Here is a 22,877-nt window from a genome sequence, read left to right as displayed (position 1 = left end):
TAGAACGTATGTTTGTTTCTAAAGGGATTTTTCTCTTATTCTGTTAATATAAAAAGCTCACACTATTTTACCACTAATATTTTGATAGAGTTTAAAGGTAATGATTGGGGTGAGCAAGCTTAAAAATAAAAAGGACAGTCACCAAGGTCCTTTTTCAGAACCTTTAGTGACTGCCCCAACAGAGCTATTAGAACGTTCTGCTTCTCACTTCAAAGATTGCAAATTTCAGGTAATGGCCTTCGTCAACGCCCAGAATCTGCGGATGGTCCTTGCCTGCGGCGCGCCATTCGATCAAGCGCAGGATTTTGCCGGCATCAGCTGCAGCCTCCTGAATCGTCTCGAGGAACAGATCTGGACGCATATGATACGAGCAGCTTGCCGTAACCAGATATCCGCCTTCATTGACCAGCTTCATGCCATGGAGGTTAATATCTTTATATCCCCTGCAGGCACCCTTCACAGCGCTTTTGGTCTTGGCAAAGGCTGGCGGGTCCAAAATGACCACATCCCAGGTTCTGCCGCCGCCTGCGGTCATCTTTTGCGAGGTATCCACCTTATCGGAGGTGCTGGCGGAACGTTTCTGTCTCTCCTCTAGCCCTTTGACTTGGGAACGCAGATACTGAAATGCATCATCCACCACGAATTCAACACGGTCACCAAACCCGTTCAGCTCCACATTTTCCCGCGCGCTGTCGATCGCATGCTGCGAGATATCCAGGCAAGTCACTTTTTTGGCACCATATTTACATGCATGAAGCGTAAAGCTTCCTGTATGCGAAAAGCACTCCAGCACTGTTGCCCCGTCCCAATACGGAAACTCGACAACCTTGCCGCTCTTATTCACCGGGCGTTTAAGCGTTTGGCCCGCTTCCTCGATTTCCTGCAACGTGATGCCGCTGCGTTCGCCCCAGCCTGTCATCAGCGGCTCGATGGAAGCCCGATTCTCTCGCTGGTCAAAGAAATAACCGGTCTTTTGTCCTTCTTCAATGTCTACGCGGATATGAAGACCATTCTCCTGGACCGTGACATATCTCGGACATTCCCCATATACGGGTCCCTTCGTCTGTTCCAGACCTTCAAGCTCGCGTACCGGAACATCGCTTCGTTCATAGATACCTCTCGGGTTCATCACTTCAACAAGGGCGTCCACAATTTCCTTGCGGCGGATATCCATGCCCATGGTCAGCAGCTGAATGACCAGCACATCATCGAACCGGTCCACGATCAACCCCGGGAGAAAATCAGCCTCGCCATATACAAGCCGATACGCATTTGCATCCTGCAGGAACCGTTCCCTGTGTTTAAGACAGCCGAGGAACCGTTCAGCAAAAAATACCTGGTCCATTTGTTCAATTTCGCGGTAGGAAACCGCCCGTACTGTAATCTGAGATGCCGGATTATAATACCCCGTTGCCAAATAACGTCCCTGATGGTTCATGACTTGAACCAGATCTCCTGGCTGCGGGTTGCCCTCTACAGACTCGATTTCATTTTTGTAAATCCAGGGATGTCCCTGTTCCAGCCTTTTTTTACGGCCTTTTTGAAGAATGACAGATGCCAACATATCCACTCCTACCTGTATGCGAATTTCTTGTATACTCAACATCTAAATCAGGTGCTTAACAATGTACAATAAGACCGCTACAACTTCGCTGCCCGGTACTTTACGAGTCATGGTTGTCCAAGCAGCAACATATAAATGATACATGGACAAGAACCCGTCAAAGGAGAACCTTTTCCCATGTTCAACACCATTATTTTCCCCGTTATCTACGGGCTGATCATTTTCCTCGCCGGTATGAAGGTGATGGAAACGGCTCTTGGCAGCTGGGCTGGTCCTCTGCTCTCAACGTTCCTGAATAAAGCGACCGCTTCACCGCTTAAAGGGATGCTGTTCAGCACAGGCATAACGGCGGTACTTCAAAGCAGCACGGCGGTTACGGTCCTGACGATGGGCCTCGTAAATGCCGGACTGCTCACCTATGAGCGTACGCTCGGTATCATTCTGGGCAGCAATATCGGAACCTGCATCACCACCGAGCTTATCGGACTGCAAATCGGTCAGTTTGCTTTGCCCTTGCTGGGAGTCTCCATCATCGTATGGATCATCTCTGTTATTACTGATGAATACAAGCCTTTCCTCCTGCGTAAAGGACCGAATCTCTATAGGTCAATACAGCTTATATCACTGGCCACTGCAGGCTTTGCCATGGTCATGCTTGGTATCCGGGTCATGCAAATGATCAGCCCCGCACTGGAAAATGCAGGTTTGTTCGGCTGGTTCATTGAACAAGCTACTCATAATGTATGGTGGGGCGTTGCCGCTGGGGCGGCACTGACCGCACTGATGCATAGCAGTGCTGCCGTGATCGGCCTTGCCATTGCGCTATCTGCAGCCGGAACGCTACCCGTAGGCATCGGGATCGGCATTGTGCTCGGGGCCAATGTAGGCACCTGTGTAACAGCGTTGATTGCTGCCATCGGCAGTACGCCCTCCGGTAAATTTGTCGCCTGGACGCATGTCGTACTCAATGTAGGCGGTGCACTGCTGTTCATGCCTTTTATACCGCAACTACAATGGATCGCCGCCCTGATGTCATCAGACAGCGGTGCTCAGATCGCTCGTGCCCAAACCCTGTTCAATATCATCTCTTCGCTCTTGGCGCTTCCGCTTTGCTATTTGCCGATTTGGAAAAAAATACGCCTGCGCTCATAATTCCCCGATCAGACCGGGCTATACGTGAATATCAAGCTGGATCAGGGCCTTACGGACGATGACATCATTATTGTCATATCCGCCCTGCTCCTGCTTAACCCACGCCTCCATCGGATCGTACCAGGAGACACTGCTGATCTCCTCCACCTGCGGACGCAATGAACCACTTTTGGCCTCAACCAGAAAATAGTGGACCTCTTTGTCCACTTCGCCATGCACTGGATTTATATACTTATATTTTATAATGTCCACCGGAGCAACGATCTTTCCGACGATTCCTGTTTCCTCCTCGATTTCACGCAGCGCTGTTTCTTCAACTGTCTCACCAGGCTCCATCTTGCCTTTGGCGAGTGATATTTTGCCGTAACGGTCCATGATCAACTGCACCTCAAGACGGTCTTCCACTTTGCGGAACACAACCCCACCTGCGGATATCTCTTTTCTGGCCATGATGATTCCTCCTTGTGACTCCAAGTTGCAACAAGGATTTCACCTCCTTGGTTGCACGGGAAATGAAATCCTTGTTTGATCAGAATTTTGCAAAAATTTGATTCGGCTGCTCGTTTACATTTATGCAATATCCTTAGTTATAAATAAACCAGTAGTTATATTTAAACCGCCGCGCCGGAAGCTCCGTCAAGAACCCGGACCAGCTGTCCTTCGCATTCATTTACGCCTGCCTTGGTCAATTTCACGCGGCAGATTTGGCCTTGGAGATCTTCGGAACCATCAAAAATAAGCTGCAAATAGTTGTCGCTGAAGCCATGCATTTTGCCTGGGCCGTGAGTTCCTTTGGATGTACCCTCTGGAATGACGTCCAGAACCTGACCCACGAAATTCTTGGCATATGCCAGCTGCATTTGCTCCGACAGTTCAATCAGCTCACGTACGCGTGCATGCTTGATCTCTTCAGGGATCTGATCCTGCATCCGCGAAGCAGGTGTGCCATTCCGCTGGGAATAAGGGAAGACATGCATTTCAGAGAAATTAATTGCCTTCATCAGGTCGTAGCCGTTGCGGAACATTTCATCGGTTTCACCTGGAAATCCGACAATAACATCCGTCGTAATGCCCACATCAGGCATGGCCTGACGAATCAGCTGCATCTTGCCATAGAACTCCTCGGTCGTATATTTACGGCGCATCCGTTTCAAAACGGTGTCATCTCCCGCTTGCAGCGGAATATGCAGATGACGGCACATTTTAGACGAGCGGTTCAGTACTTCAAGCATTTTCTCATCAATTTGGCTGGCTTCGATAGAGCTGATACGGATACGCTCCAGCCCGTCCACCTTGTCCAAATCCCACAGCAGATCCGATAAACGGTAGTTGTCGAGATCATCTCCGTACCCGCCGGTATGGATACCTGTCAATACGATTTCCTTATAACCTGCCTCCACAAGCTGGTGTGCCTGGGTGACAATGCTTTTCGATTCACGGCTGCGGGACAGTCCGCGCGACCACGGGATAATGCAGAACGTACAGAAATTGTTGCAGCCGTCCTGAATTTTCAGGAATGCGCGGGTACGATCCGCAAAATCAGGAACATCCATTTCCTCAAATACACGGTTTTTCATAATGTTGCGCACCGCGTTAATGGGCTCACGTTTTTCCCGGATCTCATTCACAAACGGAATAATCTTATCGCGGTCCTGGTTGCCAATGACAAGATCAACACCCGGTATATCCATAATTTCAGCTGGGGATGTCTGCGCATAGCAGCCGGTAACCGCAATGATCGCCTCCGGATTTCGGCGGACAGCACGGCGGATAATCTGCCGGCTTTTCTTGTCTCCGGTATTCGTAACGGTACAAGTATTAATCAAATAGACATCTGCGGTCTGTTCGAAATCCACCTGATCATAGCCTTCTTTTTTGAACAACTGCCAGATGGCTTCGGTATCATAAAAATTCACTTTGCAACCCAATGTATAAAATGCAACGGATGGCATTTTCAAACTCCTCCCATTTCTCCGGATTCATAAAGTATGCATGCAAGGGCAACCATTCCCGCTGTCTCACATCGCAGGATTCGCCTGCCGAGCCCTGTACTCGCGGCTCCAGCTTCTTCCGCCTGCCGGCATTCTTCTTCACTGAATCCGCCTTCGGGACCCACAAGGAGCAGAACACCCGGCGCATGGTCTGTCGGCAAATCTTGCATGAATGGTCTTAGCGCATCGCGCAGCTGCAGACCCTCTTCCTTTTCATAGCAAAAATAAACGGCGTCATAGTTTTTAAACGTTGGTAAAAGCTGCTTCCACGTGAGTGGCTGGGTCACTTCCGGAACCGTGTTCCGGTGGCTCTGCTCAGCTGCTTCTTTCGCGATTTTGTTCCAGCGTTCGAGACGTTTAGATTCCTTTTTGGCATCGTACTGAACGATCGTGCGCTCAGAAATAAATGGAACGAAAGAAATCGCGCCTATTTCAGTGCATTTTTGAATGACGGTTTCCATCTTATCCCCTTTGGGCAAGCTTTGGGCAACCGTTACCTTTACGGCAGGCTCATGTGTCATTTCCAGGTGTTCCAAGACGGCGGCGGTGACCACACCCGAATCAATGGCTGTAATCTCAACAAGCGCTTCACGGGAAATACCATCGCTGACAATCAGCTTATCCCCGTTCTTACCGCGCATGACCCTGGAGATATGACGTGCATCCTCACCGGAAATATCTACTGTACTCTCTTTGAATTGATCTGGAGATACGAAATACCGCTGCATGTTCATCAACTTCCTATATTAAAAATCACAAGCTTCATCATACAACATTTGCCCAGGATATGACCAGTACATGTTTAACAGTTGTATACAACCGGACTAAGACAAAATATGCATAAAGACCTGCATGAAATGAAAATACAAATTATAAGCCAGATTATAGATCGGCGTGATCGTATACTGACGCACCGTAGGAATGAATAGGATCAGCAAGAAAATAAAAACGGACCACTGCTCAAACTGCTGCAGTTTGGCTCTCACCTGACGCGGAACCAAATCTTCCAGAATCCGATAACCGTCCAAAGGCGGCAGAGGTATCAGATTAAACAAAAAGAGAAAGAAGTTCATCATTCCAAACAGCTGGAAGAAGATGATAATCGCCTCAATCACCTTTGCATTGGAGATGGAAGCCAAAGCTCCGGTACTGATCAGAACCGCATATATAAAAGTTCCGATAATCGCAAGGAAAAAGTTGCTCAGCGGGCCGGCAGCAGAAACAACAACCCCCATCAGCCGCGGACTTTTGAAATTATCACGGTTGACTGGAACCGGTCTAGCCCAGCCGAAGCCTGCAATCAGGAGCAAAATGATTCCCAGCAGGTCAAAATGGACCGCAGGATTCAAAGTAACCCGGCCCAACAGCTTTGCCGTCGGATCTCCGAATTTATTGGCAAAATAAGCATGCGAAAATTCATGTACCGTGAACGCAACGACCAACACCACCAGGTAGAATGGAAGCTGCTCCAGCGGAACACTGAGTATTCTGTTTAGGAAATCCATTTATGACCTCTTTCTAGCTACAAATGCGACCCAGTCCTCATCACGGTTAATATCCTCTATGTCAAAACCGGAATCCTCAAGTGCCTGCTGTACGATTTCTTCTTTATTTTTATAAATACCGGATGCGATGTACACACCACCCGGCTCCAGTGCCTGATATACATCATCTACGAAAAGCAATATAACTTCTGCCAAAATATTGGCAACTACGATTTTAACAGGTAGTTTAATCCCTAGATCTACATTGCCGCTGCCGTCCAATAAAGACAACAAGTCACTTTCCTTCACCGTAATTCGCGAATCCATTTGGTTTAGCGCCACGTTTTCCTTGGCAATGGATACCGCCACCGGATCAAGATCCAGTGCAAGCACATGCTTCGCTCCAAGCAAAACAGCGCCGATCGCCAGAATTCCGGATCCCGTTCCCACATCAATAATTTCCTCGCCACCCTTAACCACCTTCTCAAGCGTACGCAGACAAAGCGAAGTTGTAGGATGGGTTCCTGTACCGAAGGCCATACCCGGATCAATTTCAATAATCTTTTCAGACTCGCTTTCCGGTGTGTACTCTTCCCAGGTCGGCTTGATGGTCAAGCTTTCAGAAACTCGAAGCGGTTTAAAGTACTGCTTCCAAGCTGTAGCCCACTCATCCTCATTAACCGTTCTGAACTCATAGCGGACCTCACCCGGATCAATCTGGAAATCGCGCAGCTCTTCGATTCTATGCTTCACTTCTTCAAGAATGTCCTCTACTGAAGACTCCTCCGAGAAATATCCTTTGATTTCAGCATGCCCTTCGGGTATATCATTCAACGGCAGATCATACAGCTCACCGTATGTTGTGTCGCGCTTCTTATTCAAAGTGCCGGATTCCTCTATTGATACCCCGCCTGCTCCTGCTTCATGCAGGAAGTTGGAAATCATCTCCACGGCTTCCTCCGTGGTATGTATTGTTAACTCATGCCATAACATCTTTTTACATCTTCCTCCTCAACCTTGTGCATAGGTTTTATTGTACTATACATAGGCAGCTGAGTACAAAATTTTAACTAATAACAAAAAACCGCATCGGCCCTTAGGCTTCGCGGTTTCGATCATTTTGGTCATTTCTTGGGATTAGGGCTTTATATTCCAGCTGTCGTCATCCATCTGGCGCAGCTGCCGCTCATCGGCGGCTTCACTTCGGCGTAGGGCTTCCACATCCTCGTGGTCAGCCAAAACGCCGGAGAATTCCACGTCCTCATTTTTCATGGACATAAGCTTCTTGATCTTCTCCGTCTTACTCATAATACGTCCCTTTTTATCACGGCTTGCCATGTTCAGCACCCTCTTCCGATTTTGTAGCAGCATGTTTGTCATACGTTTATCCCGCTGTTACACCATGCCGCCCGCATCTTCAACGATCCGCATAGCCTTGTCAAAGGAATCTTCCTCAACGACTATCGTCAGCAAAATATCCCTTCCCGTCGGTCCCCCTTGACCTCCATCGCTCATGCCGCTCGCCGATGGGTCGGCAGCCGCCAGGATCGCGGAAGAGTCACCGCTTAGCGAGGTTCCATAAATTGCCGCTGACAGGCTGACCATATCTCCGGCAAAGGGCTTCACGGCTCCATACATGCCGGTTCCGGGATAACGGCTAAAGCGGTTGATCGACATGTCGTCCACGCGCAAGACCTGCAGCTTCTTGGCCGCACTTTCGGCCTCCTCCGGGCTTTTGAAGTAGGCAAGAATATTTTTTTCACTCAACATGTTCACCTGCTTGTATAAAGAGTCTGGTTGCATACCCATACATAATGGTTCGTAGGCCTGCATTCGCCTGGGATTAGGTTCTGCTGAAGCTGAATTGAATATGCGTTCTGAAGTGAACTTGAAACATTTACTTGAAAATAAAAAACAAAAAAGCCGACCCTATAGGCCGGCTTCATGTAATAACCGTTATATATTTTGCTTAATCAGTCTCCGCGGAAAGCACGCTTCATCCGGTCAAAAAAGGATTGCTCATGCTCATGCGTCTGCTCTCCATCCATCGAGGCAAACTGACGCAGCAGGTCTTTTTGCTCATCGCTCAGCTTGCTTGGCGTCACGATAACGACCTTCACATGCTGATCCCCCTGTCCGATGCCGCGCAGGCGAGGAACGCCTTTGCCCTTCAGACGGAAATAGGTTCCGGTCTGGGTACCCGCAGGAATTTTGAGCTTTACTTTTTCAGTAAGCGTCGGGATTTCAATCTCATCCCCGAGAGCCGCCTGTGCAAATGTCAACGGAATTTCGCAGTAAATATCATCGCCTTCACGCTCAAAGAAATCATGGGATTTCACGCGGATTACGATATACAAATCTCCCGAAGGGCCGCCGCGCAAGCCGCCTTCACCCTCGCCGGTCATGCGGAGCTGGGCTCCGTCATCGACACCCGCAGGAATTTTGACATGAATCTTGCGCTGCTTCTTCACCTTGCCGTTGCCGTGGCAAGTTGGACATTTATCCTTGATGATCTGGCCGGTTCCATTACAGTTCGAGCAGCTGCGACGGTTCACCATACGGCCAAACGGCGTATTTTGAACTACTTCCTGCTGGCCTGAACCGTTACATACGGAACATGTTTGCGGCTTCGTGCCCGGTTTAGCGCCTGATCCATGACAAGTGTCACAGTTTTCGGTACGCGGAATCGTAATATCCGTTTCTTTTCCGAACACAGCCTCTTTAAATTCGATCGTCATCGTATACTGCAGGTCATTCCCCCGCTGCGGTGCATTTGGATCGCGGCGTCCGCCGCCACCTCCGAAAAACATATCAAATATATCGCCAAAGCCGCCGAAGTCACCACCCTGGAATCCTCCGCCCATACCCTGGTTCGGATCAATATGACCGTATTGGTCATAAGTGGAGCGCTTCTGGCCGTCGCTGAGCACATCATAAGCTTCCTTAACTTCTTTAAACTTGGTTTCCGCGTCATCCGCTTTGTTGACGTCCGGATGATACTGCCGGGCAAGCTTGCGGTATGCCTTTTTAATATCTTCATCGGAAGCGTCCTTGCCTACGCCCAGTACCTCATAGTAATCACGCTTATCAGCCACTCTTCCACCCCCGTTGTTTCCTTTAGAATATGCCGCTCATGGAAAAAGGAAAGCCAAAGCAGCGGGATGCCCCGGCTTTGACCTTCCCTTCCTGAACATAACTTTCTATAGGTTAACCTTGATTCTTGTCCTCGTCAACAACCTCATAGTCAGCATCAACTACGTTGTCTTTTTTGGGTGCGCCTTCCTGGCCGCCTTGAGCGCCTTCTGCACCTTGTTGAGCTTGAGCCGCTTGCTCATACAGCTTAACAGACAATTGCTGCACGATTTCAGTCAATTCCTCGGTTGCCTTTTGGATTTGCTCCAGATCGTCGGTTTCGAGCGCAGCTTTCACTTTATCTTTCGCTGCATTCGCTTTTTCCACTTCGCCCGCATCGACCTTGTCGCCAAGATCTTTGATGGTTTTTTCTGTGGAGTACACGAGTTGGTCAGCGTTGTTCTTCGCTTCAACCAAATCTTTACGATTACGGTCTTCCTCGGCATGAGCCTCGGCATCCTTCATCATGCGTTCAACTTCATCATCGCTGAGGCCGCTGGAAGAAGTAATCGTGATTTTTTGCGTTTTGTTGGTACCTTTGTCCGTAGCAGAAACGTTTACGATACCGTTGGCATCAATATCAAAGGTAACTTCAATTTGCGGTACGCCGCGTGGTGCTGGAGGAATGTCTCCCAGCATGAAGCGTCCGAGTGTTTTATTGCCGGCTGCCATTTGACGCTCACCTTGCAATACATGGATCTCAACGCTTGGCTGGTTGTCAGCATAGGTCGAGAAGACTTGGGATTTGCTGGTTGGGATCGTTGTGTTGCGCTCGATCATTTTCGTGAACACGCCGCCTGCAGTTTCGATACCAAGGGACAGCGGAGTTACGTCCAGCAGAACCACGTCTTTAACATCACCTGTCAGTACGCCGGCTTGAACCGCTGCACCAAGGGCAACCACTTCATCCGGGTTAACGCCTTTATGAGGATCTTTGCCTGTCAGCTTCTTAATCGCTTCCTGTACGGCAGGAATACGAGTAGATCCACCGACCAGTACAATTCTATGGATATCGTTAGGAGTCATGCCTGCATCGCTCAGCGCTTGACGAGTTGGTCCGAGTGTACGCTCTACCAGATCAGCAGAAATTTCTTCGAATTTAGCACGGGTCAAGTTAACCTCCAAATGCTGAGGCACTCCGTCTACCACAGTGATAAATGGCAGGGAGATTGTTGTTGTCAAGACGCCGGAAAGCTCTTTCTTCGCTTTTTCAGCTGCGTCCTTCAAGCGTTGTACAGCGGCTTTGTCCTTGCTGAGATCAATGCCTTGTTCTTTCTTGAATTCGTTAACGAGGTAATCAATGATAACTTGGTCGAAGTCGTCGCCGCCCAGGTGGTTATCACCACTTGTCGCTTTTACTTCGAAGAAGCCGTCGCCCAGTTCAAGAATCGATACGTCGAAAGTACCGCCGCCCAGGTCATATACCAAGATGGTTTGGTCTTCGGATTTTTCCAGACCGTATGCAAGTGCTGCTGCAGTTGGCTCGTTGACGATACGAAGGACTTCAAGACCTGCGATTTTACCTGCATCTTTGGTCGCTTGACGCTGACTGTCATTGAAATAAGCTGGAACGGTGATTACTGCTTGAGTAACCGTTTGTCCGAGGTATGCTTCTGCATCGGATTTCAGCTTTTGCAGGATCATAGCCGAGATTTCTTGTGGAGTATAGTCTTTTCCTTCAATTGTTTCTTTATGGTTCGTACCCATGTGGCGTTTAATGGAATGAATGGTGCGGTCTGGGTTTGTAATTGCCTGACGCTTTGCTGTTTCACCGACGATACGCTCGCCGTCCTTTTTAAAACCTACAACCGAAGGGGTCGTACGTGCGCCTTCCGGGTTCGGGATAACAACGGCTTCGCCGCCTTCCATTACGGCTACACAGGAGTTGGTGGTTCCAAGGTCAATACCGATAACTTTACTCATAAGATATTTCCTCCTTCAGAATAAATGAATATTTTCATATATTTAAACAGCCATGAAATTACATGCTGACTTTAACCATTGCCGGGCGTAACACTCTGTCTTTGAGAATGTAGCCTTTTTGCACTTCCTCAACAACGATGCCTTCTTCATATTCATCGCTTTCCACCTGCATGATGGCTTGATGGAATTCTGGATTAAACGGCTGTCCAACCGTTTCCATCGGCTCCAGACCCTCGGCTTTCAGAACGCCTTCGAGCTGACGGAAGATCATGCCAACGCCTTTCGCGAAGGAATCACTGTCTGCAATGTCACCTGCAGCGGTAATGGCCCGCCCGAAATTATCAATAATAGGGAGCAGCTCCGTAATCAGCTTGGACGATGCATATTTTGCAAAGTCTTCTTTCTCCTTCTGGGTCCGTTTACGGAAGTTATCAAAATCCGCTTGAGTCCGCAGTGCTCGCTGCTGGTAATCATCAGCCAGCGTCTGCAGGCGTTCAACCTCATTTTGAAGATGTGCGGAATCCAATACCTCCACATTTCCCTCTTCTGTAGAAGAAGCATCTGCTTGAGCAGCTGTGTTTTCATTTTCCACCGAAGTATCCTCGCTGGTTTCATTCAATTCGTTTTCATGTTCTTGATAGTTTTGGTTTTCTTTCAAGATGTCTTCACCTCCTTAATATGCTCTATATCTTTTTGTGCCAAACTTTCGCTTCATTTCATGTCATTCCTCATACCCATGTGCGCTTCTCATCTTAATAACATTATGAATGCGCAGTACTGCCGCAGCAACCTCACCAGCCGTCTGCAGGCCGTGAATTTTGACCAAAGCGGGATCAACAATGCCCTTCTCCTCGTAGTGGATCACAAGGCCGGAATCGCAGTCCACTCCCATGCCGTCACAATTCTCTGTCAGCTGCGCGGCACGTGCCTCTTCCATCTTCTCAAGCGGATTGTAGCCTGCGTTCAGCAGGATTTGGGACATCGGTTTACGTAGGGCTGCAGCAACAGCTGCAATGCCAAAAGCCTCCATCCCTTTCACAGCTTCACGCTGCCGCTCCAGCTCATAGGAAACGGCAAGCTCAGCGGTGCCGCCGCCGGGGAGGATACCTCCTGCAATCGCTGCCTGAAGTGCAGAAGCTGCGTCAGCCGCGATCCGGGCTGATTCACCGACCACTTCAGCGGTGCTGGCACCAACAATGAGCGTCACAAAAGGCTCCTCCTTTTGTCCGCCGCTCCTGATCCGGACACGCTCTAATGTTTCATCATAGCATGCCCAAGGAGAAAAACCGAGCAGTCTTCCAAGTGACTCCCGCTCTTTATGTAACGCCGTCCGCCGCAGCGGAACGGCACCGGTCATTGAGCTGACGCGTGCCAGGTCATTCCGGCTTACTCTTGGAATGACCATGATTCCATGATCCATGCAGAACTGTTCTGCATCCGGATGAATCCCTTTTTCCAGCAAAATCAAACCAATACCGAGATCAGCCAACACATGCAAATCGCGGGTAAACCGCTCACGCAGTTCCATATATCGGGCAAAGCCGGCTTCAGTCGTCAACACTTCCTCATCCAGGCTTTCAGGCTCAAGCGCATCATGCAGGATGAGAATCCGTGTATCTTCAAGAATGGGCGTATCATGTGGATACAATGGCAGCTGTCTGAGCAGAAGACCCTCAAACACCTCATTGCTGCCCTTTTCATGCGATGTCACGGCATCAGCCAGTAAATAGGAAGGATCCTTCAGCTTGCGGATTCCGATGATCGAAGCAGCTTCCATTACAAGAGCCACGATATCTTCCCGTTCCCTTCCAGCCACGTATACGGCTTTGGCCAGCAAGGGATCCTCCAGATCCTCAATCTCTCTGGCCCGGGCTTGCAGAGATTCTGCAGCCATCTTAACTCCCTGCTGCATGCCTGCCACCACTTTGGATGCAGGTACGCCTCTTACGATCTGGGATACCCCTTCCTGGACAAGTGCACCCGCCAGAACGGTAGCTGTGGTTGTTCCATCCCCTACCTTTTTCTGCTGGGAGCGTGCTACCTGAATTAGCAGCCTTGCCGCTGGATGACTGACATCCATTTTATCCAGAATAGTGACCCCGTCGTTCGTAATAATCACTTCACCCCGGTCACCCACCAGCATGACATCAAGTCCTTTAGGACCCAGGGTGCCTTCAACCGCAGAGGTAATGGCCCGGACGGCATTACTGTTGTTGAGCAGTGCCGCGTACCGTTCCTCGCCTTCGCGTACCGGCTGCTGACCTTGACTCATCCGCCTCAAGCCTCCTTATTTATACAGCTTTGATAGCATCGTCGTCAGATCCTTCGACAGAATGCCAAGCAGACTCATTACCCTGGCATATTCCATCCGCGTAGGACCTAGAATGCCGATCGTTCCCAGCGCCTCTCCATCCAATGAATAGGTTGCCGTTATCAGGCTGCAGTTAGCAAAGGCCTCATGGTCATTTTCGGTACCAATCCGAACTTGAATCCCTGCCGAGCCCTGCGTGGCAGCCATCATTTTCATGAGTGTAGGCGTTTCTTCGAGAAGGTCAAGGATGTCCTTGACTTTCTCCACATCTTTGAATTCGGGCTGGGTCAACATATTGGTTGCACCGCTCAAATACACGCGCTGATCGGTATCCGTATCCACAAATATATTGTCCAAGATGCCCATCATTTCTTCAAAATTGGTTAAGTGGCGCTCCATTTCCTGCCCCAGCTCACGGTAAAGCCTGGATTTGAGCTTGTAGAGCGGAACATTGACCAGCCTACTGTTAAGCAGATTTACCACTTTCTCCATTTCTGAAACAGAAACGCCAGGCGGTACAGATACCGTTTTGCTCTCAACCTGTCCAGTGCTGGTCACGATAATGGCTACCGCAGTCGTCTCGTTTAGCGACAGCAGCTGGAAATGGCGAAGAGACGTATGAAAAACTTCCGGCCCAAGCAGGATGGAAGTGTAGTTCGTAATATGGGAAAGAATCATGGCGGCATGCTGGATGACCTGTTCCGATGCATTCAGCTTCTCCGCGAAATAGTTGCGCAGAGAACGCAGCTCCGTTGGAAGCCCTTGATAAATCGGTTCAAGATGGTCCACATAATATCGGTAACCTTTATGAGAAGGGATGCGTCCGGCCGATGTATGGGGCTGTTCCAAAAAACCCAGATCCTCCAAGTCAGCCATCTCATTGCGTATCGTTGCAGGACTGTATCCGACATCTCCCCGTTTCGATATGCTGCGTGAGCCGACAGGTTCCGCAGAGCGGATATAATCGTCGACAATGGCATTCAGTATCAATCTTTGGCGTTCGGTAAGCATGTCTTCCCCTCCCCCCTGGTTGTTGATTATCGCCAATCGTTAGCACTCGACTCAGATGAGTGCTAAGCGCTAATACAAAAATACCAAACTGACATGAGCATTGTCAAGTCAGTTCGGTATCATGGGTCAATAATGGACTGTGGAATTACTTCACCACAGGAAACAACGATTTTCTATTTAATGAGGGTTATCTCACTGTCCCTGCTCGAATCATAATAGCTGTAGAATCCAGGATTGATCTCCAGCGTTTGATTCATCTTAAAGTTCGGGTATCTCTCGATATTTTTGCTCGGTGCGCTCGGTCCCCTCGGTGTATATTCCGGATAGAGGTCTTGACCATCCACGCGGAGCATGGATTGGCTGATACCTTTAAATCCCTTCGAATCAGACTCCGATTCGACAACGAGATCATTCCCATCCATATAATAATCGAAACGAACTCCGAAAGACTCCAGCTTCATTTCAGCCGTCTGCTTCTTCGCAGCGGGTTTGTTCAGGACAAGCCAGTTTGCGGATTTATCTCTTTTTGTGACAACCGCATCTTTCAAAATCATCTTCATCGGTACCTTGGACCAATCCTTGTACCACTCCGGTGATTCGAAAGCGAACACATGCTGATACTTTTCCGGGTCATCCCCTTTTATCGTGTAGGAGCCTGCGATCTCCTGATCGCCAACCATCAGCCGTACGTCTTTATACATGACTTCACCATTCTTGTCGTGTACCTTCATCAGCATGTCATCCTGAATGCCGGCAATAATCTCCAGTGGTGTGACTGTCAACTGGTTTAGCGACATACCCGCCTTTTGCTGGAATTCATCGCTGGATTGCAGCAGCTGCGAATAAACCGCTTCGCCCGCCTTTTTGCCATCTGCTTTAAAATGGAATGACCACGTACCCGGAATCCGCTTCGCTTCTTTCATATAATTGAAATGCAGCTCTGCATTCCCCCATGCTTCGGCGGTCAAATTACTGAATACTTGCTCAATAAGTACGTCCTTATCTTCCGGAGGAAGCTGGGTCAGCATGCCCCGACTGCTTCCGCTACCCGTCTTAACAATTAAATGCGGATCTCCATGTCCCTGGTCGTTTGAATCGGCTGCTGATACGTTATACCGTACGGCTAAACTGCTATTGGACTCCGTCACCGACTTTATGCGGATGGAAGGGTATCGCGCTTCACCGGTGGAGAGCGTTTCTCCTGCTTTAGGGATCTGCTTCAGGGCAATGTCCTTGTCTTTGTAATATACAAGGCTGCCTGCTTCCAGTGTGTATGTTTTTTTGCCTTGCTGCAGATTGTCTTTAGTTTCATATATCCCGAGAAGTTTTCCACTGGATTCATCGTAATTCAAGTAACCATTGACCGGTTCTTCCTTACCTGCTTCGTCCTTGATTACCATATGCTCCAGTTCCACAGCATCATAATCGCCCGGTTTCATATCGGAATCGATCGAGACCAACATTTTCATTCTTTCTCCGTCCGTGACTACACCTTTCAAGCTCATCGTAATATCCTTGCTGCTCACATCAAGATTATAACGTTGGCCAACTCCATTATTCAGTGCATTCGTTACACTCCGGCCGCCGTAAAGACTGTCCCAATTCAGTGTAACCCCCGCAAACACAGGAACGGCAACGACCATAAAACACGAGAAGACGATGGCAGCAGGTATGAATTTCCTTTTCGTTCTTGGAGTGGAAGTCACTTGCAGAGCACCCGATCTGCGCATCGCTACTTCTCGTTCAATGTCCGTCCACATCTGATTATAATTCGGACGGGGAGGATCCTGAACCTTTCCCTGTAGCCCATTTTTATAGAAGCGACTCATTTCCAATCATCTCCTTTGTTTGAAATACCTTCATTTGCTGCAGCAGCTTGATTCCACGGTTTAATCTCGATTTAACCGTTCCTTCCGGAATATTGAGGACATTCGCAATTTCCGGTATTGTCATTTCATTAACATAACGAAGGGTAACAACTATGCGAATCTTATCCGGCAGTCTGCCATACACTTGGTAAAATTCCATTTTGATTTCCCGCTGATCTACATTCTCTTCAACCGGATTGGATATACGCGGACGGGTAAGCAGATAGGCACTCAGTTCCTTGGCCCAGCCGTTTTTACGTCTTCTGAGAACACTGCTGCACTCATTTGAAGCGATTCTAAGCAGCCATGGTTTGAGGTCACGTACTTGCGACCTGTCGGCAAGCAAGGCTTTGACGAACACTTCCTGGCAAATATCCTCGGCGTCTGAACGGTTTTGCATCATGTAAAAGCACAGATGATAGACCTGTTCCTTATACGTCTCAAAAAGCTCGCGGTCATTCACTCCGATTACACCTCCCTTTTGGTTGTCTTGTCTATATGACCGATAACTTCGGATAATCGTTCATTTTATTATGGATAATGAAAAAAACCGTCTGCCGAGTGAATTATTTCCCATAGTATTTCAGCAACAAAAAACCACTTCCATCAGTCATTGAACATGACTTGAGTGGCAAGTGGTCCGTTTTTATGATCATGCAGCTTTTACGTTAGTCCAGCATCTTAAGTACGGCAATTTCATCACAGCAGGACTGCTTGCTGCAGTTGACGCAATCGGTCCATACCTTTTCCGGGAAAATTTCCTTCTCTACCACAGAAAAACCGTTTTTCACAAAAAAAGATACCTCATACGTTAAAGCCATAATTTTGGGAATGCCCTGGCGTATTGCTTCCTCTGTCAGTTTGTTCACCAGCATGGAGCCAATGCCAAGCCCTTTATGTCCATCCATAATACCAAGGGAACGAATTTCAACCAGATCACTGCCCAAGCGGCAGAGCGAGCCGCAGCCTATGACCGTGCCGTCCATTTCCGCAACGACGAATTGATCCAGCTGCTTTTCCAGTACCTTCCGGGACCGAGGCAGCATAATCCCCTTCTGTGCGTATCCATCAATCATATGAAAGAGCGGCTCAACATCCTCCGCTACCGCAATTCTACATGTGACTACAGCCGGCATCTTACTTCTCCTCCTAAGTTCAAGGATGATGCAAAACAGGCTCATGCCCGTAGTCAATTGCGCATCCTCTATACGTGCTGTTTTTTTAATATGAATAAATATACAACATCACGCATAGAAGTTCAAGCTATTCTTTAATGGTCAGCGACCCGATAAATGTGCCAAATACATCATTGCCAAACAGAAGCCCTTGCTCACTGAGACGATAGCCTGTGCCCGTTTCTTCCATCAATCCTTTATCCAGCATTTTACCCAGCGGTTCTGCGAAAACCTCCTCGATGGTAAGGCCAAACTGCTCTTCAAAATGACTTTTTGAAACCCCGCTCATCACGCGCAGTCCGACCATCATGAAGTCCTCCATCGCTTCCTCTTTCGGAACGGTAAAGCTCTCCATCCGCGGCAGCCCTTCCTTCGTGGCTTCTGTATACGGATTGACGCCTTTGATATTCATGTGGCGCTGATGTCCTACATACCCGTGTGCTCCGGCACCGAGTCCGTAATAGTCTTCATTCAACCAGTAAGCCATGTTGTGGCGGCTGTGATAGCCCGGTTTGGCAAAGTTGCTGATCTCATACTGCTCGTAGCCCGCTTTTTTCATGCGATCCATCAGGAGCAAATACATTTGCAGCTCGTCATCCTCATTAGGAAGCGGCAGCTGATTCTTTTTAAACATCGTATGGAAAAGTGTATTTTCCTCTACCTTCAGACTGTATATGGAGTAATGAGGCAAATCCAGCGCCAGTGCCTTATCCACGCTCTCCGCCAGCATTTCCACCGTCTGGTTCGGCAGCCCGAACATCAAGTCGATCGACATATTTTCGAAGCCGGCTTTACGTGCGTTTTCCAGACTCTGATATACATCATCCGTATCATGAATTCTTCCGATGCCTTTGAGCAGCTCATTCTGGAAGGATTGTACGCCGAAGCTGACGCGGTTCACACCGCCTTCGCGCATGACGGACAGCTTTTCCAAATCGGTAGTACCCGGGTTAGCCTCCATGGAAAACTCAATCGAGTCGGACCAATCCGGGAAATAGGTGCGGACCGTCTTCAAAAAGTATTCCATTTCATCTGGCTTCAGAACGGTCGGGGTTCCGCCACCTACGAAAATGGTCTTGATTTCGCCAGGTGGAACCTCCTTAACCGTCCGTTCCATTTCACGCTCAAGGCCTTGCAAATATTCCATTACCGGCTGATTCTTCAGCACATAGGAGTTGAAATCGCAATAAAAACACTTGTTGGTGCAAAAGGGAATGTGAAGATAGACCGCTTGCGGTTTCCGATTCCCCTGGGACTTTACGGCTTCCGCAGCATGCGGCTTAATGATTGTCATTGTCCAATTCCCTCCTTATCGTATACGAAAATATCTATCGAAATATGCTTATCGAAGGCGAAATGCATGTAAACTTCGGATTTCTTGTAATCATCTAAAAATAACCCCACAAAGTGGGGCTATTACATTTGAAGATTATTCAGGTACTTTGCGGGAACCCCGAATATTTAAGGGAAAGCCGCCAGCGGCTCTCCCGTGAAAAATAGCATCCTAATTGTCGTCGATTTTGAGAACGGCCATAAAGGCTTCCTGCGGCACTTCGACGCTTCCGACCTGCTTCATGCGCTTCTTGCCTTCCTTCTGCTTCTCAAGCAGCTTCCGCTTACGCGAGATATCGCCGCCGTAACACTTTGCAAGCACGTTTTTGCGCATCGCTTTGACGGTTTCACGCGCAACGACCTTTGTTCCAACCGATGCCTGAATCGGCACCTCAAACATTTGGCGTGGAATGATTTCGCGCAGCTTTTCGCAAATAATGCGTCCACGATGGTATGCACGGTCACGATGCACGATGAACGACAGCGCATCCACCTGCTCGTTGTTCAGCAGAATATCCATCTTGACCAGATTGGATTTGCGGTAACCCGAGATTTCATAGTCAAAAGAGGCATACCCCTTCGTACCGGACTTCAGCTGGTCGAAGAAATCATACACGATTTCTGACAGCGGGATTTCATACGTTATCGTTACGCGGGTTGTGTCCATGTATTCCATATTCACGAATTCGCCGCGCTTATTCTGGCATAGCTCCATGACTGTACCTACATAGTCATTGGGAACGATGATACCTGCTTTGACGTACGGCTCTTCTACCGCTTCGATTTTGCCGACCTCCGGATAGTTGGACGGGTTATCGATCTGAATCGTTTCGCCGTTCGTCAGTTCAATGCGATAAATAACGCTTGGCGCCGTCGTAATGAGCGGAATGTTGAATTCGCGTTCGATCCGTTCCTGAATGATTTCCATGTGGAGAAGGCCCAGGAATCCGCAACGGAAACCAAAACCCAGCGCGCTGGACGTTTCCGGCTCAAAGCTCAAGGATGCATCGTTCAGCTGCAGCTTCTCGAGTGCTTCACGGAGATCGTTATATTCCGAAGTTTCAATCGGATACAAACCACAGTATACCATCGGATTAATCTTCCGGTAGCCCGGGAGCGGCTCGGCTGTCGGGTTCTTCGCATCGGTCACGGTATCGCCGACACGGGTATCTCCGACATGCTTGATGCCGGCGACGATAAAGCCCACATCGCCAACCATCAGCTCGTCCACGATGGTCATCCGGGGTTTGAAGGCACCGACCTCAATCACCTCAAACGTTTTTCCTGTCGCCATCATTTTAATTTTCGAACCTGTTTTAATGCTTCCGTTTAAGACACGGACATACACAATAACACCTTTGTATGGGTCATAATGCGAGTCGAAAATGAGAGCTTTCAGCGGTTCCTCCGATTCTCCTGTTGGAGCTGGAACCTGTTTCACGATCTGCTCGAGTATTTCTTTGATACCGATGCCCGCTTTCGCCGAAGCATGTACTGCTTCACTTGCATCCAGGCCGATAACATCTTCAATTTCCTGCTTCACGCGTTCCGGATCAGCGCTCGGCAGGTCTATTTTGTTGAGAACCGGAATAATCTCCAGATTGTTATCCAGTGCCAAATATACGTTTGCCAGCGTCTGAGCTTCAATACCCTGTGCAGCATCCACGACCAGAAGTGCGCCTTCACATGCTGCTAGGCTCCGCGACACCTCATAGGTAAAGTCGACGTGCCCAGGAGTATCGATCAGATTGAGCAGATACTCCTGACCGTCATCCGCCTTGTATGTAAGATGCACGGCCTGCAGCTTGATGGTAATGCCGCGTTCGCGTTCCAAATCCATCTGATCCAGTACCTGTTCCTGCATTTCGCGGGATGTTAAAGCACCCGTATACTCCAAGATCCGGTCGGCAAGCGTTGATTTACCGTGGTCTATATGTGCAATGATACAGAAATTTCGAATATTTTTTTGCCTTGCTTGTACGTCTGTCATGCCCTACCCCCAAAACAGCCTGATGTGTCAATCAATTCATTATAGCAGTTGAGATAAAGGCGGGCAATCCCACAGGCAAAGGATTAATCTGTTATGGAATCGAACAGGGAGACAACCAGCCGTATTCCCTTCTGGGAGAGGTCCTGCAGCAGTCCGGCCGTCTTGTCCGCCAGCACGTCTACCGTCGGCTTGTTCGTGTTCGTCGACAGAATCTGTTCCGGTGACTGAGAACTCCAGTCCTGAACCTCCACCTGCTCCGGCTGCTCTTCCTCCACCTTGAAGTGATTCGAGCTTTTACGCGGAACCTGTGCTTGGGCAGTATTGGCTGCCTGCGCCGTTTGATCCGCGTACGCTATTTTTTTTTCGGAGTCTGCCTTCGAGCTGCCGGAACCGGCAAGCTGCATTCCGATCAGCGCGCCAATTCCGACCCAAATGATTACCATCCATATCCGCTTGGTCCATTTCGACATTACCGGTTCCTCCCTTGTTCCATTCCATTTGGATTAACTTTTGGCATCCGCCTTCGTAGCAGATACCGATTTCTCTGCACTTGCTTTCTCCGCCTTCTGATCCTTGTAATACAAATCCGCAATAATTTGACCCAGCAATTCAGATGTCCGCTTCAATTCTTCATTCGTGCTGTCAATTCCGCCAACTTCAATTAAGATGCTGTTATCAGATAGAGATTGGTTATATTCTCCGTTTCCTTGTGCCGAAGTCTTCCCCCAAATCCCCCGTGATATTCCCGGATACGATTTTTCCAGCTGCTCATGGATCGAACTCGCAAAAGCTTCATTTTTGCGCCAGTTTTTGTTCTCATGACCGATGATGAAGAATACCTGTGCGTAGCTGGCCCCGTTAATCACTGTCGTTGTCTTCGCATGCCGCTGTGAATCACGGTGGATATCAATCAGGTATTCCAAACCATTGTTCTGGGCAAGGGCCTCTTTCACTGTCTGGCGGGAATATTTATATGAAAAGTTATAGTTATATTCACTGACTGTCGTCGAATAGTCTTTCTCCGAATGAACCGTGCCTACACCGAGCTTTTCAAGCTTTTGAGCCATGTATTTGCCCACCAGCATGACATTTTGCGAAGGCGACTTGGAGCTTGGATTCGAGCTGGCTTTGCTCAGCAGCGGATTATAGGCTTCTCTTGGATGAGAATGATAGATCATAACCACTTTTTTGCCGGTTGCATTTGCCGGAGGCGCCGTCGGCTTTTGTTCCTTCGTTCCTTCCGTGGCAGTTCCCGGATTTCCAGGCTCTTTTTTACCGCCAGGTTCCGGTTCTTTCACTGGAGTCTTATCCGGTGTCTTGTCCGGCTCTTTGGATTGATCTGTATCTGCTGGCTTATCACCTTTATCATCCGTTTCCGGCGGGAGATGAAAATCTTCTGGCGGATCCAGGTTCTGATTACCGGCAGCGCTTCTTAGCAGCACCGGATCATTCGCTCCCATTCCCGGCATTTCCTTGGCAAGCAGACTCTTGGGATCCCGCGGATTTACGCTCGTAAGCATTTGGAACACGAATGTGGTCATTTTTTCACCCGAGAAGGTAGAGCCTCCCTTTTCTTTATCCAGATGCGGAAGCTCCATGCCTAGCATGTCCATAAAGAACCGGCTCGATAGTGAGCCTGCGAATCCCTTCATGGAAGAAACGGTAGAGGAATTCATTTTATGTTCCGCCATTCCGCCCAGACCCAACAGTACGAAAAATATCAACGACCCTAACGTCAGCAGCAAAAATGTTCGGCCCATGGACAGCATGTGCAGCATCTTGGTTCTCCATTTGCCGATATTCCAAAGTTGAAACCCATTCCTCTTCATTGTGTTGTCCTCCTGAACTCTCTTATACTTCAAAACTATGAGTAAAAGAGTTTCACTAGAACCAAAAATGATATGTTTGCATGAAAAAAGAAGTACATCACCTAACTTAATTGTG

21 protein-coding genes are annotated in these 22,877 nt (G+C 48.7%); 1 reads left to right on the top strand and 20 read right to left on the bottom strand.

The window, feature by feature from the left end; translation table 11 throughout:
• Positions 1-187 precede the first annotated feature (187 nt).
• Positions 188-1,561 (bottom strand): class I SAM-dependent rRNA methyltransferase, encoded by a 1,374-nt coding sequence (locus tag KJS65_RS01255; RefSeq protein WP_213650585.1) that lies wholly within the window; start codon positions 1,559-1,561, stop codon positions 188-190.
• Between the two features lie 180 nt (positions 1,562-1,741).
• Between KJS65_RS01255 and KJS65_RS01250 the strand changes: the two genes are divergently transcribed.
• Complete coding sequence (locus tag KJS65_RS01250) at positions 1,742-2,716, top strand: Na/Pi cotransporter family protein (protein WP_213648240.1); 975 nt, start codon at positions 1,742-1,744, stop codon at positions 2,714-2,716.
• Positions 2,717-2,734: 18 nt separating this feature from the next.
• Here the strand turns inward: KJS65_RS01250 and KJS65_RS01245 are convergent, their stop codons facing one another.
• The 19 genes from KJS65_RS01245 to KJS65_RS01155 form a co-directional block, all read right to left on the bottom strand.
• Positions 2,735-3,169, bottom strand: a complete 435-nt coding sequence (locus tag KJS65_RS01245; RefSeq protein WP_213650584.1) for an NUDIX hydrolase — start codon at positions 3,167-3,169, stop codon at positions 2,735-2,737.
• Between the two features lie 158 nt (positions 3,170-3,327).
• Positions 3,328-4,668 carry a tRNA (N(6)-L-threonylcarbamoyladenosine(37)-C(2))-methylthiotransferase MtaB gene (gene mtaB, locus KJS65_RS01240; RefSeq protein ID WP_213648239.1) on the bottom strand — a complete coding sequence of 447 codons (1,341 nt, stop codon included), beginning with the start codon at positions 4,666-4,668 and terminating at the stop codon, positions 3,328-3,330.
• A 2-nt stretch (positions 4,669-4,670) separates the two neighbouring features.
• Complete coding sequence (locus KJS65_RS01235) at positions 4,671-5,435, bottom strand: 16S rRNA (uracil(1498)-N(3))-methyltransferase (RefSeq protein ID WP_213648238.1); 765 nt, start codon at positions 5,433-5,435, stop codon at positions 4,671-4,673.
• A 96-nt stretch (positions 5,436-5,531) separates the two neighbouring features.
• Positions 5,532-6,212, bottom strand: coding sequence for a site-2 protease family protein (locus KJS65_RS01230; RefSeq protein ID WP_213648237.1), 681 nt, complete (start codon positions 6,210-6,212; stop codon positions 5,532-5,534).
• On the bottom strand, positions 6,213-7,184 hold the full coding sequence (gene prmA, locus KJS65_RS01225) for a 50S ribosomal protein L11 methyltransferase (RefSeq protein WP_213648236.1): 972 nt from the start codon (positions 7,182-7,184) through the stop codon (positions 6,213-6,215). It abuts the gene before it with no gap.
• Between the two features lie 144 nt (positions 7,185-7,328).
• Positions 7,329-7,529 carry a YfhD family protein gene (locus tag KJS65_RS01220; RefSeq protein ID WP_213648235.1) on the bottom strand — a complete coding sequence of 67 codons (201 nt, stop codon included), beginning with the start codon at positions 7,527-7,529 and terminating at the stop codon, positions 7,329-7,331.
• A 57-nt stretch (positions 7,530-7,586) separates the two neighbouring features.
• Positions 7,587-7,958, bottom strand: coding sequence for a hypothetical protein (locus tag KJS65_RS01215; RefSeq protein WP_213650583.1), 372 nt, complete (start codon positions 7,956-7,958; stop codon positions 7,587-7,589).
• A gap of 206 nt (positions 7,959-8,164) precedes the next feature.
• Entirely contained in the window at positions 8,165-9,286 is a 1,122-nt protein-coding gene (gene dnaJ, locus KJS65_RS01210; protein WP_213648234.1) for a molecular chaperone DnaJ, read from the bottom strand.
• 112 nt (positions 9,287-9,398) lie between these two features.
• Entirely contained in the window at positions 9,399-11,246 is a 1,848-nt protein-coding gene (dnaK, locus tag KJS65_RS01205; RefSeq protein WP_213648233.1) for a molecular chaperone DnaK, read from the bottom strand.
• Between the two features lie 58 nt (positions 11,247-11,304).
• Positions 11,305-11,904, bottom strand: a complete 600-nt coding sequence (gene grpE / locus KJS65_RS01200) for a nucleotide exchange factor GrpE (protein ID WP_213648232.1) — start codon at positions 11,902-11,904, stop codon at positions 11,305-11,307.
• A gap of 63 nt (positions 11,905-11,967) precedes the next feature.
• Complete coding sequence (locus tag KJS65_RS01195) at positions 11,968-13,518, bottom strand: TCP-1/cpn60 chaperonin family protein (protein ID WP_213648231.1); 1,551 nt, start codon at positions 13,516-13,518, stop codon at positions 11,968-11,970.
• 15 nt (positions 13,519-13,533) lie between these two features.
• Positions 13,534-14,568 (bottom strand): heat-inducible transcriptional repressor HrcA, encoded by a 1,035-nt coding sequence (hrcA, locus tag KJS65_RS01190; protein WP_213648230.1) that lies wholly within the window; start codon positions 14,566-14,568, stop codon positions 13,534-13,536.
• Positions 14,569-14,741: 173 nt separating this feature from the next.
• The gene (locus KJS65_RS01185) at positions 14,742-16,397 is read right to left on the bottom strand and encodes a DUF4179 domain-containing protein (RefSeq protein WP_213648229.1); all 1,656 of its coding nucleotides are present in this window, start codon (positions 16,395-16,397) and stop codon (positions 14,742-14,744) included.
• Positions 16,381-16,899 (bottom strand): RNA polymerase sigma factor, encoded by a 519-nt coding sequence (locus KJS65_RS01180; protein WP_213648228.1) that lies wholly within the window; start codon positions 16,897-16,899, stop codon positions 16,381-16,383. Before KJS65_RS01180 ends, KJS65_RS01185 begins: the two co-directional genes overlap by 17 nt.
• Positions 16,900-17,104: 205 nt before the next feature.
• Positions 17,105-17,572 (bottom strand): N-acetyltransferase, encoded by a 468-nt coding sequence (locus KJS65_RS01175; RefSeq protein WP_136606575.1) that lies wholly within the window; start codon positions 17,570-17,572, stop codon positions 17,105-17,107.
• Between the two features lie 127 nt (positions 17,573-17,699).
• On the bottom strand, positions 17,700-18,905 hold the full coding sequence (gene hemW, locus KJS65_RS01170) for a radical SAM family heme chaperone HemW (protein ID WP_213648227.1): 1,206 nt from the start codon (positions 18,903-18,905) through the stop codon (positions 17,700-17,702).
• Positions 18,906-19,115: 210 nt separating this feature from the next.
• Positions 19,116-20,933 (bottom strand): translation elongation factor 4, encoded by a 1,818-nt coding sequence (gene lepA / locus KJS65_RS01165; RefSeq protein WP_213648226.1) that lies wholly within the window; start codon positions 20,931-20,933, stop codon positions 19,116-19,118.
• Positions 20,934-21,016: 83 nt separating this feature from the next.
• Positions 21,017-21,403: a hypothetical protein gene (locus KJS65_RS01160; protein WP_213648225.1), complete on the bottom strand. Its 387-nt coding sequence runs from the start codon at positions 21,401-21,403 to the stop codon at positions 21,017-21,019.
• Between the two features lie 33 nt (positions 21,404-21,436).
• Complete coding sequence (locus tag KJS65_RS01155) at positions 21,437-22,762, bottom strand: stage II sporulation protein P (RefSeq protein ID WP_213648224.1); 1,326 nt, start codon at positions 22,760-22,762, stop codon at positions 21,437-21,439.
• Positions 22,763-22,877: the final 115 nt, after the last annotated feature.

The organism is Paenibacillus sp. J23TS9, from assembly GCF_018403225.1.
Lineage (GTDB): Bacteria > Bacillota > Bacilli > Paenibacillales > Paenibacillaceae > Paenibacillus_AQ.
The sequence above is the reverse complement of the archived record's forward strand: the minus strand, read 5'-3'. Positions and strand labels throughout refer to the sequence as shown.